Source organism: Thiocystis violascens DSM 198 (genome assembly GCF_000227745.2).
GTDB classification, from domain to species: Bacteria; Pseudomonadota; Gammaproteobacteria; order Chromatiales; family Chromatiaceae; genus Chromatium; species Chromatium violascens.
The window spans coordinates 437,427-452,224 of record NC_018012.1 but is presented as its reverse complement, the minus strand read 5'-3'; the positions used below and the strand labels follow the sequence as shown (position 1 = coordinate 452,224).

At 61.0% G+C, this 14,798-nt stretch carries 16 protein-coding genes and 1 pseudogene; 7 read left to right on the top strand and 10 right to left on the bottom strand.

Going from position 1 to position 14,798, the window contains the following annotated elements:
• Positions 1 to 369 precede the first annotated feature (369 nt).
• Complete coding sequence (locus THIVI_RS25980; RefSeq protein WP_014777007.1) at positions 370 to 3,198, top strand: methyl-accepting chemotaxis protein; 2,829 nt, start codon at positions 370 to 372, stop codon at positions 3,196 to 3,198.
• A 152-nt stretch (positions 3,199 to 3,350) separates the two neighbouring features.
• Here the strand turns inward: THIVI_RS25980 and prfH are convergent, their stop codons facing one another.
• The gene (gene prfH, locus THIVI_RS02105) at positions 3,351 to 3,986 is read right to left on the bottom strand and encodes a peptide chain release factor H (protein ID WP_014777006.1); all 636 of its coding nucleotides are present in this window, start codon (positions 3,984 to 3,986) and stop codon (positions 3,351 to 3,353) included.
• Positions 3,983 to 5,137, bottom strand: coding sequence for an RNA ligase RtcB family protein (locus THIVI_RS02100; protein ID WP_014777005.1), 1,155 nt, complete (start codon positions 5,135 to 5,137; stop codon positions 3,983 to 3,985). Before THIVI_RS02100 ends, prfH begins: the two co-directional genes overlap by 4 nt.
• Before the next feature lie 235 nt (positions 5,138 to 5,372).
• Here THIVI_RS02100 and THIVI_RS02095 point away from each other — a divergent pair, with 235 nt between their 5' ends.
• Genes THIVI_RS02095 through THIVI_RS02085 form a run of 3 tightly spaced genes read left to right on the top strand, consistent with a single transcriptional unit; the run spans position 5,373 to position 9,182 of the window.
• Complete coding sequence (locus THIVI_RS02095; protein ID WP_041447229.1) at positions 5,373 to 6,272, top strand: alpha/beta fold hydrolase; 900 nt, start codon at positions 5,373 to 5,375, stop codon at positions 6,270 to 6,272.
• A gap of 49 nt (positions 6,273 to 6,321) precedes the next feature.
• Positions 6,322 to 7,110 (top strand): Fic family protein, encoded by a 789-nt coding sequence (locus THIVI_RS02090; protein WP_014777003.1) that lies wholly within the window; start codon positions 6,322 to 6,324, stop codon positions 7,108 to 7,110.
• Complete coding sequence (locus THIVI_RS02085) at positions 7,107 to 9,182, top strand: amylo-alpha-1,6-glucosidase (RefSeq protein ID WP_014777002.1); 2,076 nt, start codon at positions 7,107 to 7,109, stop codon at positions 9,180 to 9,182. Before THIVI_RS02090 ends, THIVI_RS02085 begins: the two co-directional genes overlap by 4 nt.
• Here the strand turns inward: THIVI_RS02085 and THIVI_RS02080 are convergent.
• From THIVI_RS02080 to THIVI_RS02065, 5 genes are all read right to left on the bottom strand, one after another.
• A complete protein-coding gene (locus THIVI_RS02080; RefSeq protein ID WP_041447227.1) occupies positions 9,179 to 9,634 on the bottom strand; it encodes a Uma2 family endonuclease in 456 nt (151 codons plus the stop codon). The two genes, THIVI_RS02085 and THIVI_RS02080, sit on opposite strands and share 4 nt — an antisense overlap.
• 55 nt (positions 9,635 to 9,689) lie before the next feature.
• Entirely contained in the window at positions 9,690 to 9,893 is a 204-nt protein-coding gene (locus tag THIVI_RS23290) for a hypothetical protein (protein WP_014777000.1), read from the bottom strand.
• A gap of 156 nt (positions 9,894 to 10,049) precedes the next feature.
• On the bottom strand, positions 10,050 to 10,460 hold the full coding sequence (locus tag THIVI_RS02075; RefSeq protein WP_014776999.1) for a styrene oxide isomerase: 411 nt from the start codon (positions 10,458 to 10,460) through the stop codon (positions 10,050 to 10,052).
• Positions 10,461 to 10,493: 33 nt separating this feature from the next.
• Positions 10,494 to 10,811: a HigA family addiction module antitoxin gene (locus THIVI_RS02070; RefSeq protein WP_014776998.1), complete on the bottom strand. Its 318-nt coding sequence runs from the start codon at positions 10,809 to 10,811 to the stop codon at positions 10,494 to 10,496.
• An 11-nt stretch (positions 10,812 to 10,822) separates the two neighbouring features.
• The gene (locus tag THIVI_RS02065) at positions 10,823 to 11,116 is read right to left on the bottom strand and encodes a type II toxin-antitoxin system RelE/ParE family toxin (RefSeq protein ID WP_014776997.1); all 294 of its coding nucleotides are present in this window, start codon (positions 11,114 to 11,116) and stop codon (positions 10,823 to 10,825) included.
• On the opposite strand from THIVI_RS02065, the gene THIVI_RS02060 reads away from it, so the two are divergent.
• Positions 11,099 to 11,851, top strand: a complete 753-nt coding sequence (locus THIVI_RS02060) for a group II intron maturase-specific domain-containing protein (RefSeq protein ID WP_083845673.1) — start codon at positions 11,099 to 11,101, stop codon at positions 11,849 to 11,851. The two genes, THIVI_RS02065 and THIVI_RS02060, sit on opposite strands and share 18 nt — an antisense overlap.
• 170 nt (positions 11,852 to 12,021) lie before the next feature.
• On the opposite strand, the gene THIVI_RS23285 is transcribed toward THIVI_RS02060, so the two are convergent.
• The 3 genes from THIVI_RS23285 to THIVI_RS02055 form a co-directional block, all read right to left on the bottom strand.
• Positions 12,022 to 12,558, bottom strand: a complete 537-nt coding sequence (locus THIVI_RS23285; protein ID WP_014776996.1) for a GNAT family N-acetyltransferase — start codon at positions 12,556 to 12,558, stop codon at positions 12,022 to 12,024.
• A 137-nt stretch (positions 12,559 to 12,695) separates the two neighbouring features.
• Positions 12,696 to 12,908, bottom strand: coding sequence for a ParE family toxin-like protein (locus tag THIVI_RS23280; RefSeq protein WP_245537351.1), 213 nt, complete (start codon positions 12,906 to 12,908; stop codon positions 12,696 to 12,698).
• Positions 12,909 to 12,949: 41 nt separating this feature from the next.
• Positions 12,950 to 13,150 (bottom strand): hypothetical protein, encoded by a 201-nt coding sequence (locus THIVI_RS02055; RefSeq protein ID WP_014776994.1) that lies wholly within the window; start codon positions 13,148 to 13,150, stop codon positions 12,950 to 12,952.
• A gap of 196 nt (positions 13,151 to 13,346) precedes the next feature.
• Here THIVI_RS02055 and THIVI_RS02050 point away from each other — a divergent pair, with 196 nt between their 5' ends.
• Complete coding sequence (locus THIVI_RS02050; RefSeq protein WP_014776993.1) at positions 13,347 to 14,531, top strand: ISAs1 family transposase; 1,185 nt, start codon at positions 13,347 to 13,349, stop codon at positions 14,529 to 14,531.
• Positions 14,515 to 14,751, top strand: a pseudogene (locus THIVI_RS26240) (phage integrase N-terminal SAM-like domain-containing protein); the annotation flags it as partial. The gene THIVI_RS02050 and the pseudogene THIVI_RS26240, both read left to right, overlap by 17 nt.
• Positions 14,752 to 14,798 lie beyond the last annotated feature (47 nt).

The window sequence follows — 14,798 nt, the reverse complement described above, 5'->3', positions numbered from 1 at the left end:
CACAATCGCCTAACCGCCCGACGAACCGACGCCCCTGCCTGAAGCCGTTCGTGGTGAGGCCCTCGAACCACGAACGGCTTCGCGCGCCGAGCCCGGATTTCCCGTTCGTCCTTCGAGAACCTCAGGACGAACGGGAAATCCGGGCTCGGCGCGAACAGTTTCAGCCTCAAGACAAACTGCTTCAGGTACGAACCCTTGCCCCTTGCGCCTTGCCCCTTATCCCCCTTGCCTCTCCCGTGATGAAGTTCGCTCCACTCATAGATAAATCCCCGAACCATGGAAAGTGGCATGGATATATCATAGCGGGCTTGCGATGCACGCAACACTCTCGCTCCGTTCAGGACGACCCTACCGAGAAGGCTCCGAATCATGCGCACCAATCTGCCCGTCACCGATACCGAACACCTGATGCTGGACGATCAGCTGATTGTCTCCAGTACCGACCTGAAGGGTCGGATCACCCATTTCAATCGCGATTTCCTGGACATCAGCGGTTTCAGTAAGGAGGAGTTGCTCGGCGCGCCGCATAACCTCGTCCGCCATCCCGACATGCCGGCGGCGGCCTTCGAGGATCTGTGGAAAACCGTCAAGACCGGGCGTCCCTGGACCGGGCTCGTCAAGAATCGCTGCAAGAATGGCGATTTCTACTGGGTCGAGGCGAATGTCTCGCCGCTGCGCGAAAATGGGGCCGTGACCGGCTATATCTCGGTGCGACGCAAGCCGACGCGCGAGCAGATCGCGGCGGCGGAGGCCATTTACGAGCGGCTACGGGCGGGCAAACCGGCACAGCCCTGGTTGTCCAGGTTCATGAGTCGCCTCAACGATATCGCCATCAGCCGGGCGTTGCCGGGCGGTCTCGTCCTGATTTCACTGCTGTTTATCCTGGCGGCGGGATTTTCGCTATTCGGTCTGCGTCAGGCGAGCGATCAAGTGCGGCGGATCTCGGAGCAGACCCAGGTGCTAGAGGAGGCCTATAACGACATGTATGGTCACGGTCTCCAGATGGTCGCCGCCATGCGCTATCTCCTGACCGAACCCACGGATAAACAGGCGCGCGACAACGTCGGCAAGTCCGGGATCGTCTTCGCCAAGGCGCTGGACGATGCGCGGCGCGTCTCGGCCGGCGACGCCAACGCAAAGCAACGACTGGACGCCATCGCCGAAGGACGACAGCGGCATGTCGATGCCCAGGCTCAGGTTCTTCGGCGCCTGGACGCGGGAGAGATGGCTGACGCCAAACAGGTCTATAACGAGCAAGACAACGCCATCTGGCGTGCCTATCGAATTCTGATCATGGATGGCCTCAAGCAGGTCAGGCAGGACTCCCAACTCGAACGCGACGCCTTCATGGCCTCCGCCGTCCAGGCCGAGCGCGCGGCGATCGGGTTCTCGCTGCTGGCGGTTATCGTGGGTACGTTGCTCGGTTTCTGGCTGGTGCGCAAGATCACGGTGCCGCTGAAGGTCACGCTCGGTCATCTGGAGGCGATTTCCAACGGCGATTACACCACCCGTATCGCAGCCATCCATCAGGACGAACTGGGCGAGATGCTGCTGGCCGTCAAGTCGGTTCAGGCCCGGCTGGACTATGACATTCAGGAGGCCCGGCGGATCGCGCGGGAGAATCTGCGCGTCCGTTCCGGTCTCGACAGCCTGACGCTTCCGGCCACGATCTCCGACGACAGGAATCGTCTCATCTATATCAACTCCGCCGCCCAGGCGCTCTGGCAAGGCATGGCGCCCGAGATCGCGCGCCGCTGTCCGGGATTCGACGTCAATCGCATGCTGGGGGGATCCTTGGCCGAGTATTTCGAGGACGAACAGGCGCGCGCGATCTACCGGTCGGAATTGTCGGGAACCTGCACGGTCGAGATGGTCCTCGCCGGGCGCAATCTGCACCTGATCGCCAGTCCGGTACAGGATGGAACGGGGATCTATTGCGGACGCGTGACCCAATGGGCGGACCGTACCGCCGAGGTGACGGCCGAGCGCGAGATCGCCGGCATCGTCGAGGCGGCGGCCAGCGGCGACTTCACGCGCCGGATCGAGCTGGCGGGCAAGGACGGTTTCTTCCTGCAACTGGCCGAGGGACTCAACCGGCTGGTGGAGATTGTCGCGGCTGGTCTGACGGATGTGGCGCATGTACTCAACGCCATTGCCCAGGGCGACCTCACTCAAAGCATGGAGGCCGACTACGCGGGCACCTTCGGGCAGCTCAAGGACGACACCAACCTCACGGTAGAGCGTCTGCGCGAGGTCATCGGGCGCATCCTGGAGGCATCCGAATCGATCGGCAGCGCCGCCAGCGAGATTGCCGCCGGCAACGCCGATCTCTCGGGGCGCACCGAGGAACAGGCCGCCAGCCTGGAAGAGACCGCCAGTTCCATGGAGCAGCTCAACGCCACGGTCCGACAGAACGCCCAGAACGCCAATCAGGCCAACCAACTGGCGCAGACCGCCAACGCGGTCGCCGCGCGCGGCGGCGAGATGGTACACCAGGTCGTGGGCACCATGGGCGCGATCCAGGAGTCCAGCAAAAAGATCGCCGACATCATCAGCGTGATCGACGGCATCGCCTTTCAGACCAACATCCTGGCGCTCAACGCGGCGGTCGAGGCGGCGCGCGCCGGCGAACAGGGCCGGGGGTTCGCGGTGGTCGCCGCCGAGGTGCGCAACCTCGCGCAGCGCAGCGCCCAGGCCGCCAAGGAGATCAAGGGACTGATCACCGACTCGGTCGCCAAGGTCGAGGACGGCGCGAAACTCGCGAGTCAGACCGGCGGCACCATGGACGAAATCGTCACCGGCTTCCGGCAGGTCGTCACACTGGTCGACGAGATCACTCAAGCCTCGCGCGAGCAGAGCACCGGCATCGAGCAGGTGACCCAGGCGGTCGCCCAGATGGACGAAGTGACCCAGCAGAACGCCGCGCTGGTGGAAGAAGCCGCCGCCGCCGCCGAGAGTCTGGAGGATCAGACGCGCGTGCTCTCTCAGGCCGTCGCGATGTTCAAGGTCGATGGTCATGGCGGCGCGCATCCGCGCGAGTCAGCCCGGCTGCCCGCGCGTAACAACAACATCCGTCAACCGAAAACCGTTGCGCGCAATGCTCCAGCGACATCGGCCAGACCGGGCCGCGCGCAGCTCAAGACGGTCAAACCCCTTGCGGCACCCGTCGGTGAGGACGATCAGTGGGAGGAGTTTTAGGCGATTTCCGGAAACGCCCATACCATTCGCCCCGCCTGAAGCCGTTCGTGGTGAGTCCTGAGCCCGTCGAAGGGTCGAACCATGAATGGATGCAATGTCAGGATATGAGACGCGGCAAGGGTTCGCGACATCACCTATCGCAAACCGAAGGCTCAGCGTTCGCGCGTCCAGTCGATCCCGCGATAGACCCGCACCGGGTTGCCGCGGATCAGCGTGGTGTGTTGGCGCCAACGGGCGGTGTCGGCGGCCTGGGTCTGAGTGTCCGCGCGTTCCTCGAAGCGTTGCGCCAGGCGGGCCAGCGCGAGCCGGCGATTGAGGTGCTGCGAGCGTTCTTCCAGGGCCGAGGCGCTCAGGCCGGTGGGCAGATGGGTGACGCGCACCGCGCTCTCGGTGCGGTTGACATGCTGACCGCCGGGGCCGCTGGCGCGCAGGGTCTCGATCCGCAGTTCCCGTTCGTTCCAGACCTCGGCGGCAGGCTCGCGGAAGGCGGCGACGCTGACGAACCAATTCTTGCGTGGGTGACGCGGGCGATAGGGGCTCTGGCCGATCCACTGGACGGTGCCCAGCCAGTCCGCGATCCGGGTCGGGGCCTCGGGGCCGGTCACCCGCAGCAGGATGGAGCGGGCATCGCCCGCCTGCCCGCCAGGCGTGCGGTCGAGTTCCTCCAGAGTCAGCCCGCGCGCCGCCAGGTCACGGATCAACACGGGAACCAGATGCCCCACCACCCATTCGCACTCGGCCGGACAGCGCCCGGCGGAGACTTGCAGCCAGAGGGTTGGCGCATTCATGACCGGCGCCGATCGATCTTGCGGGCGCCGGACTGTCGGTGGGCCGACTGGCGCATCTTGTAGGTCAAGACCGGGCGCAGGGTGGCGATGACCGTGCAGAGCCCGGCCTCGACCAGATCCGCGATGACGCGTTCGATGCCCTTGTAGCTCTCCGGGGCCTCGTCGTAGAGCAATTCCTTGTCCTCGCAGATCACCTGTCCGCCGAGCGCGGTGGTACGCAGATCCTCCGGACGCTGGCGGGCGCTCAGACGGCCGCGCGCCTCGCCGCGTTTCCATTTGCGCCCGGCGCCATGGGCGAGCGAACGCAGGCTCAGGTCGCTCTCGGCGCTCGGCTGGACCAGATAGGAAAGGCTGCCGCGCGAGCCGGGGATCACGACCGGTCCGCGATCGGCGGGCGCGGCCCCCTTGCGGTGCAGCCAGAGACGCTCGCCGTGCCAGTCGACCGGCTGCACCAGATTGTGCCAGACATCGAGCCGACGCTCGGCGTCCGCCCCCAGGGCGTCGAGGAGGCGTTCGGCGATCAGCCTCCGATTGGCATCGGCCCAGCGCAGCGCCTGATCGTGGCGTCCGAGATAGTCGCGCGCCGGCGGCGCCTCCGGGTCGAGCCCCTGGTGGCCCTGGCTGTCGATCGCCCCGCGCAGGATCGCCTCGCCCAGCCCGCGCGAGCCCGAATGCACCAGCAGCAGCACGCGGTCCGAATCCAGTTCCAGCCCGGCGAAGGCCGTCGCGTCCAGCACCGTCTCGACCGCCTGGAGCTCGGCGAAGTGGTTGCCGCCGCCGATGGTGCCAAGCGCGGTATCGAAGTCGGTCGGCGCCAGATCCCGCGCGGCCCGCCAGGCGGCGAGGTCGCCGTCCCAGGGACCTTCGAGCCCCTGCAAACGCTCGGCGGCCCGCGCGGGCTTGAACTTGCGCGTCGGCAGATCGGTCTGCCACAGCGCCATGCCGCAACCGATGTCGTTACCGACCAGGGCCGGATAGATCCGCTCGCTCAGAAAGGCCGCGCCGATCGGATAGCCCTTGCCGGGATGCAAATCGGGCAGACCGACCGCCGCGCGCATGCCCGGCAGCGCGGCGGTCTGCTCCAACTGGCGCAGGGCTTCGCCCTCGATCCAGGTCTCTTGCGAGGCGATGAGTCGGTAAAACGCGGTCATCAGGTCAAATCCTCGACGGTGTCCAGTTCATTCGACAGGTCAATCCAATTCCGTAGGGCTGTCGCGCATTCGAGCGGATCGACTAGAATCCGACCATCGTCAGATCGAGACCGAACCTGGAACAGGATACAAGTCGCCCCGGCCAAGGCCCAACCTCTCGGCATTGCTCGAACGGGGCGAGGCGGGCAAGGACATCGTCTTACCACTGAATCGACCGCAGGCATTCCGCTCCCTCATGGATACATTCGCCGCCTTACAGAATCGACTCGCCGACGCCGACAGCCAGTTTCTGGACTGCAATGGGTTCCGGGTCCATTACAAACGCGCCGGCACCGGCCCGACGCTGATCCTGCTGCTGCATGGTAGTTTCCTGAGTTTACGCTCCTGGAGACGGGTCATGGAACCGCTGGCCGAGCAGGCGACAGTGGTCGCGTTCGACCGCCCGGTTTTCGGCCTAACCTCGCGCCCGCTCCCGCGCGACGGCGGCGGCGCGCGCTACAGCGCGGAGGCGCAGAGCGATCTGGTGGCCGCGCTGATCGGCCAACTGGGATTCGAGCGCGCGATCCTGATCGGCAACTCGACCGGCGGCACCGTCGCCCTCCTGACGGCATTGCGCCATCCCGCGACGGTTCAGGGTCTGGTGCTGGTCGGCGCCATGATCTACAGCGGCTATGCGACCAGCGAGGTTCCTGGCCCCATGCTGGCGGTCATGAAGGCGGCGCGGCCGGTGTTTTCGCGTCTAATGAAGTTCATGATCGCGACACTTTATGACAAGGCGCTGCGTAAATTCTGGTTCCGACAGGAGCGTTTTTCGGACGAAGAACTCGCCGCTTACAGGGCCGATTTCATGATCGGCCCCTGGGACCAGGCGTTCTTCGAGCTGTTTCTGACCACGCGGCATCTGGGGCTGGAGTCGCGTCTGCCGACCCTGGCCGTCCCTGTCCTCGTCGTGACCGGCGCGTATGATCGGGCGGTCAAGCCCGAGGAAAGCCGACGCCTGGCCGCCGACATCCCGCAGGCCACGCTGGAGGTCATCCCCGATTGCGGGCATCTTCCGCAGGAAGAATCCCCGGAGGCATTCATTGCCGCCGTCAGGGCGTTCCTGCATCGGGCGGCCATTCCCGGTCTGGATTGAGACTCTTCGTGGCTGTGTCGCGAATCCGAAACAGGACGGCCTAGACCCCATGGACCGCCAATCACCCATCCCCGCCCTGCCCCATCCGGACGTCGTGCGGTCGTTGAAGCAGCGCCTGGACCGCCTGCGCCCGCTCTCCAAGGGTGCGCTCGACACCCTGGCGGCCTGGTACGAGGTCGAGTTGACCTACACCTCGAACGCCATCGAAGGCAACACCCTCACCCGCTCCGAAACGGCACTGGTGCTGGAGCAGGGGATCACGGTGCGGGGCAAACCGCTCAAGGATCACCTGGAGGCGATCGATCATCGCGATGCCTGGCGGTTCGTGCGCGAGTTGGCCCAACGCGGGACACCCGTTTATGAACTGGACATCCGCCAGATCCATGCCTTGGTTCTCGGACGCAGCGACCGGGACGAGGCGGGCCGCTACAGCCAGCGGCAGCGGATGATCTCCGGCTCATTGGCCGTCTTGCCCGCGCCGGCGGAGATCCCCGCGCGCATGGGCGATTTCGCCCATTGGCTCGCGTCGGCCGCGCCCAATCCCGAGACGGCCTTCGAGGCCCATTTCCGGCTGGCCGCCATCCATCCCTTCTCGGACGGCAATGGACGCACGGCGCGCCTGCTGATGAATCTGATCCTGCTCCAGGCGGGATACCCGCCGCTCGTCATCGCGCCGGAGCAGCGCCCGGACTATGTCGACGCACTCGAAGCCCGCCACGCCCACAGCGAGACTGGCCCCTGGCTGATCTTCATGGAGGCGCGTCTGATCGAGGGACTGGAACGTTACCTGGAGATTCTCGCCAAAGAACAAGACGCGGGAGACTCGACGCACGGATGACCATCGCGAAGACCTTGAGCCAACTTCCGCAGTCGATCCGGTTCGGCCGCGAGATCTGCGGTCAACTCGATCAGGCCGAGCGGCGCGAGTGGTGGCTGACCAACGGGCGCGGCGCCTATGCGTCCGGAACCGTCGCGGGCACGCTCACGCGACGCTATCACGGTCTGCTGATCGCGCCCCTGTCGCCGCCGCTGGGCCGATTTCTGGTATTCGCCAAGGCCGACGCGACGCTGCTGGACGGCGACCGGACCTGGCCGCTGTTTACCAACCGCTGGTCCGATGGCACCCTCTCCCCGCGCGGCGACCGCCATCTCGAATCCTTCCGGCTCGACGGTCGTCTGCCGGTCTGGCAATTCGCCATCGGCAACCGGCGTCTGGAACAACGCCTCTGGATGGATCAGGGAACCGATCAGGTCCATCTGGCCTGGCGCTTACTCAGCGGCGGCGGCGAGCGTCCGTTGCGACTCCAGGTCGACCTGCTCGTCAACGCCCGCGATCATCATGGCGTCACCGACGGCGACCGGATTCAGCCCGATTGCCGTGTCGCGGGCGACCGGCTGCGCGTCGTGCACGCGGATTGGTTCGCGCTGGAGATTCAGGCCCATGGCGGCGGCATCCGGGCCGATCCGGTCTGGATCGAGAACTTCGACCTGCCCGTCGAACGCGAACGCGGTCTGGAGGATCGCGACAACCATCTGCGCGCCGGCGTTGCCCTGCTGGATCTGCCGCTTGGCGAGTGGGTCGGTCTCAGCGCTGAGATCAACAGAGGGACGGACATTCCGCCCGTCGACGAGCGGGACACCGCCCTCCCCTTCCATCGCGATGGCTGGGGTCGGATTCGCCCGCCCCGAAGTCATGACCGACAGCAGACACGCGACCGACAACTGTTGGAACAGGCCCGGACCGCTCACCCGGCGTTCGCCGACGCGCCGGACTGGATCCGGCAACTCATTCTCGCCGCCGACGCCTTTCTCTTCGCGCGACCGCTGGCGGAGGTTCCAGATGGCGAGTCGGCGATCGCCGGCTATCCCTGGTTCGGCGACTGGGGCCGCGACACCATGATCGCCCTGCCCGGCCTCGCGCTGGCCACCGGCCGTCCCGCCAGCGCGCGGCGCATCCTGCTGACCTTCGCCCGCTTCGTCGACGCCGGCATGCTGCCCAACTGCTTCCCTGGCGCGGGCGAGACACCCGCCTATAACAGCGTGGACGCGGCGCTCTGGTATCTGGATGCCTGGCGGGCCTATGTCGAAGCGACGGAGGACACGGCGTCATTGACCGCCGCCTTCCCGGTTCTGGAAAGCATCGTCGACGCCTATTGCGCCGGCACCCGCCACGGCATCCGCATGGACCCGACCGACGGGCTGATCCAGGCCGGGGAGCCGGGCATTCAACTCACCTGGATGGATGCCAAAGTGGACGATTGGGTGGTGACGCCGCGCATCGGCAAACCGGTCGAGATCAATGCGCTTTGGTACAACGCGCTGATCGTCATGCGCGATTTCGCCGCACGGCTGGGCCGGGATCCAAGCCGTTATGCCGAACTCGCCGAGCGGGTCGCAGCGGGTTTTCAGCGCTATCTCCGGGCCGATGGCGAGGGTTTGCTCGATCTGCTCGACGGTCCCGCGGGCGCTGACGCAAGCGTGCGCCCGAACCAGATCCTGGCCGTCAGCCTGCACGCCTCGCCGCTCGCGCGTGCCGATCAGGCGCGGGTGGTGGACGGCTGCGGACAAATCCTATTGACCTCTTATGGTTTGCGCTCGCTCGCCCCCGGTGAGCCGGAGTATCGGGGACGGTATCGAGGCGGCATCCGCGAACGCGACGGCGCCTATCATCAGGGGACCGTCTGGTGCTGGCTGCTCGGTCACTACGCGCTGGCCGAATACCGCGTCACCGGCGACGCCAACCTGGCCCGCTCGCGGCTAACACCCCTGTCCGACCATCTGCGCGACGCCGGGCTCGGCAGCCTGAGCGAAATCTTCGACGGCGACCCGCCGCACCAACCGCGCGGCGCCCCGCTCCAGGCCTGGTCGGTTGCCTGCACGCTGGATGCCTGGCGGCGAATAGGCGATTAGCCTTGCATTTCTCTGCTTTCCGGAATTGAGCCCTCATGCGAGAAATACGAGATGACGCCGTTTTCGTCGACGATCCAGACTTCTTTCGCCCCCTTAGCGAGATAGAGTTGAATCTTTTCCTCCATTTCAGCATTTGAATTTGAAGGAGAAGTGATCTCGACACAGATCTCGGGAGCTTTATTGTAAGGCGTGTCGTACCCAAATTTCTCGATAAAGGCATCTGAAGCCCAAGCAACGTCAGCAACCTTTACGCCATCGCTTGTTCTAATCGAGCACTCCATAATAATCTTGCCATTGCCTTTTTTTCTGTCGATCGACGAACCCACCTCATACTGAAGACTTCCATGTTTATTGCTGGCAGGGCTCATCAAAATTTTCCCCCATTTATTGAGTTCAATCTTGAACGGGAGATTTTTTAGATAAGGATCGTTAACGACGCTTGCCCATTCCATCTTGTTCACCATTCGACGCTGATTACGGATAAACGGATACCAGAAATTTTAGCTTTTAGAGGCTGGTTTGAATTGAGCATTCGGTAATGACTTTACCCTTGCCTTTTTTGGCATCTCTAATTTTAACGCCAGTTTCAAATTGAAGACTTCCATGATTATTGCTTGCAGGACTCATGAGTATCTTGCCCCACTTATCAAGCTCAATCTTAAAGGGAAGGTTTTTCAAGAAAGGATTATTGATGGTTGACGCCCAATTCATGATTTGCCTCCTTTTTTAAAAATTGTAGTGATGCAGCACAACGACAAACTCAGCCGAGCCGTTTGAGCGAGAGCGAAACCTGCTTCGGCTGGAGCACCTGGTTAGGCAATTAACGTGGTCCGTTCCTTAGGTATCCCCGATTTGGGCAGCACTGCGTTATGAGGCACGACGCAAACCCCACAGCGAGAGGGCTACAGCGATTAATGACGCAATAGCAACGCTTACAAAAAGAGCGGAAACCAGTGCCTCTACTTTGCCGCTACCGACGAGACCAGCGGATGCAATAGGTGTCATTTTGCCCGCGCCAAGAAACGCGCCGACGATACACGCAAACCAATTGATGTAGCTTGAATAAAGCCACGACCACTTGAGCCATGCGCCCTGCGTATTGGAAAGATGAAAGTGCTGCCAGATGGCACCAATCGCAATGAGCAGGACACCGCCAAGAGCGCCAATGGTATGTGCGGAGAGTCCAAGCCGTGGAACAGCCATGGCAGGAATGAAGAAGCCACCGACGAGCGAGAGCAGGATCAGCACAAAAGCATAGCGAAATAAACTCACATTCATGTCGCCTCCGTTACTGCTGCCTAACCTTATTCGTTAGGCCATTTTTTGCAGATGAAGATAATCCTCAATCGAGGCCAACTCTTCTGCCTCAGTGGCTTGAACTCGAAAAAGATCCCACCGAACCTGAAGATTCAGCCAAAAATCCGCGGAAACCCCGAAAAACTTTGCCAACCGAAGCGCAGTACTTGGAGTGATACCGCGCTTTTGATTAACGAGCTCATTTACTCGCTGATACGGAACATGAATGGCATCAGCCAAATCACGTTGACTAATATTCATAGGCACGAGGAACTCCTCCCGAAGCATTTCTCCGGGATGAGTAGGTGCCCTTTGCGTTGGAATTCGAACCATATTCGATACCTCTAGTGATAATCGGTAACCTCGACTTCGTCCGGACCGGATTCGCCCCAGACGAAGCAGATTCTGTACTGCTCGTTGATACGAATGCTGTACTGACCTTTCCGATTTCCCGCAAGCGCCTCAAGGCGATTACCAAGCGGAACCTTCAGTTCTTCGAGCGACTGTACTGAATCGAGTTGATCGAGCTTCCGCCTGGCAATTTTCCAGAGCTTTTCTGGACAGATTTTCCTAGTGACTTTCGAATTGACACCGTTGAAGATGTCCTCAGTAGCCCGATCATGAAACGATTCAATCATGGGCACATGATAGCACGGTCTCCATGCTACGCAAGAAGGCAGCGACGCCCGAGTGGCGGCAAGGGGAACCGCAAGGGGACGCCGCAAGGCGGGGTCATTTCTCCGCTGTTGGCCAACCTCTACCTGCATCTGTTGGACCGGATCTGGGAGCGGCACGACGTGGAGCGGCGATTGGGCGCACGTTTGGTGCGCGACGCCGATGATGCCGTGATCTTGTGTCGCGGCGACAGCCAACCGGCCATGACCGTGCTCGAAACCGTGCTGGAACGCTTGGAACTGACGCTCAACCGGGACAAGACCCACGTGGTCGACGCCCGCGAACAGGCGTTCAACTTTCTGGGCTTCAGCATCAAATGGGCACGCAGCCGGCGAACCGGCAAGGGCTACCCCAATGTCGAGCCAAGCAAGCGCGCCGAGCAACGGATCAAGGCGCGTCTCAAGGAACTCACCGCTCGGCGCCGAACCCCGGTGCCGATGCCGCGCATGATCGAGGAAGTCAATCAGGTTCTACGCGGCTGGTCGGGCTATTTCCATGACGGTAACTGCACCAAGGTGTTCGGACGCATTCGGTGGTTCACGGAGGAACGGGGGCGTACCCAACTGCGGCGACGCCATCACGTGCGCACGCGCACGCGCGGGTATGAGCGCTTCTCCTCTGCCCACCTCCGCGACGCCCTCGGACTGTTCAAGCTGCCCCACACGGCAGGCTGGACATCGGCGCATGCCTCGGCGTGAAGCGCATCGGAAAGCCGTGTACGGGAGAACCGTATGCACGGTTTGATGAGGGAGGGCTGGCATCCTGTGGCGACGACTCGGCTAGTGAGGCACCGCCAAACGAAAGGGGCGGAAACAGATAGGCCGGATCTACGGACGCCGGATGCCTGCTCTCTACTCTACCCTTTTATTCATTTATTGCTCATTCGTTTTTCAAATTTAAACATATCTTCATCTGAATCGTTACTTTGTTTTTTATTTGGATCAGGATGATATTTGTTATAGTATTCCACTATTTTAAAACCACATTTATTAACATAAAAATGAATATTTCTTTTTTCAAAATATGGCGTAACGGTTTCCCAAGATTTTGTTTTAGGATGTTTTTCTTCAATTGATTTCCATGCTTCATGTCCAATGCCTTGATCATGACAACTTGTTTTTATAAAAAAGAGCAATAGTTTATTATGTTGAATTACTTCATCAATTGATACAATGGCACCTCCTACGATTTTTTCATTTTTAAGAACTTGATATACTATGGCACCAGCAGATTTAAATGCCGCTTCTATATCTGAATCAGAAGGAATTGGTTCATCTAATTTGTGCCCGAACTCTTTTTCGGCCGATATTTTAAAGGCTTCTTGTAAATCAGTTTTAAACTTTTCAAACTCTGATTCATTTGCGATTCTTAGACACACTTTTGTTTTGTGAGTATCATTTGCCATTCTTTATTTCATATCCTTGCTATCTTAGCGCCAAAGGCGTCCACCTAACGCCCAAGGTAAGCCGGGCGCGTGGAATAAGTGTGAAGAATGAGCTGCGACGCCTCCCGCGCCTCGGCTTGACCGACGTGTTAGGCCAATCAACCATTAATCAAACGATCATATTCTTCATGGGTACCTATCCAGACCCACACGTATCCATCTTCATCCTCCATGGCAAGTGCACGGTGATTGCCTCCAACCCGAGCTGACCATAATTTCCCGAATTTCTTGAAACGCAGAGATGGATGACGTGGATTTTCTTTCAGCAGCTCATAATTCTTGCGTGCAAGTTGCTGAACTTGTTCCGGCAAGGAATAGAAACACGTCCAAAACCGAGCCGTAGTCTTGTGCATTAAATCTGACCGAGATTTCCTCTTGTTTTTTCTTCAAGAGCCTCCCTTATTAGAAAATCCAATTTTCCAGCGGCAGAATCTCTTTCTATTTCTTCGTCCCATGCGTTCCAGTCATGCTCTGAAAACCAGTGCAATAGCTTCATGTACTCGCGATGAGGAAGGGCTTCGATTTCCGTCTTGATGTCTTCGAATGTTCTCATGAGGGAGACCTCTGTGGGCCTAACGAATCGGTTAAGCGGACCCGCTGGCACGGCATTGCAGAATGAGCACCGCGCTGTCTGCGGGGTCCGCTCTTTAACCAGGGCAATCGCATCAACGCATTAGCGCATACTGTTAGACAATCCGTACTGCGGCCCCAATGATTTGAGTCTTTAGAATCTTGGGGAGATCTCGCCGATGTGCGACTTGAGTGTGGAGCGATCGATTGCGCACCATTTTGCCCCGCTGGACGAGCCGCGCAGCGCGATCCAACGACGGCACCTCTTAAGTGAGATGATCGTGATCACCATCGCGGCGTCCTTCAGTGGCGCCGACGGTTGGGTGGGTGTCGAGACGTTCGGACAGGCCAAGGAGGCGTGGCTGCGCACGTTTCTGAAACTGCCCGCGGGCATTCCGTCGCACGACACCTTCGGGCGGGTGTTTGCGCTCATCGATCCCGCACAGTTTGCCGCCTGCTTTCGCCAATGGAGCGCGTCGGTGGCCGAACTGATCCCCGAAGAGATCATTGCCGTCGATGGCAAGACCCTGCGCCGCTCCCACAGCCGCGGCAAGGGCTTGGCGGCGTTGCACCTGGTCAGTGCCTGGGCGACGGCCAATCGGGTGGTGCTCGGACAGGTCGCCACCGACGCCAAATCCAATGAGATCACGGCCATTCCACGTCTGCTGGAGTGGCTGAAGCTGGAGGGCTGCATCGTCACCATCGACGCCATGGGCTGCCAGACCAAGATTGCCGCGCAGATCATCCACCAGGGAGGGGACTATGTGCTCGCGCTCAAAGGCAACCAGGAAACGCTGGCCGCCGAGGTCGAGGAGGCGTTCATCGACGCCGACGCCAGAGGCTACGCCGGTGTCGATTCGGCATTCCTCGAAACCGTCGAGCGAGGGCATGGTCGTCTCGAAACCCGTCGCTACCAAACCTTGGGCGATCTTTCCGGCGTGCCGCACAGCGCCTCGTGGGAGGCAATGAACATGATCGGCATGGTTGAATCGCGCCGTGAGGTCGCCGGCAAGGTCTCGGTCGAGACCCGCTATTTCATTGGCAGCATCGGCACCAGCGCCGCGCGCTTTGCCCACGCAGTACGCGGTCACTGGGGCATCGAAAACGGGTTGCATTGGAATCTCGATATCGCCTTTCGTGAGGATGAGTGCCGTGTCCGCGATCCGGTGGCGCGCGAGAATCTTGCCGTCCTGCGTCACCTCGCCCTCTCGCGCCTCAAGAATGACGGCACCAAGCTCGGCATCCAGAACAAACGCTTGAAAGCCGGTTGGGACGAGTCCTACCTGTCGAAATTGCTCTTCGAGTCGCCTCAGAGGAAGGGCGACGCTGATACATCGGTACCCGCTAATGTTAGCAGCGCTTGATGCGATTGCCCTGCCCGGTGGTCAAGTCGTGGCGCCGATGGATGCCCCATCGCTCGCGTCGATTCGCCAGACGCATGACCCGCTTCTGGAGCGGGTGACTCGTTCTCTGCGCGCGTGGGGCTATGTGATTCGTACCGAGCAGACCTATCTGCATTGGATTTTGCGCTATCTCGCTTCTCTCGGACAACGGGAGGCGACGGATGCCGGGGCGAATGAGGTCGCGACCTTCGCTCAGCGTTCCGAGCAGCCCTTCGGCTTAGCTCTTAC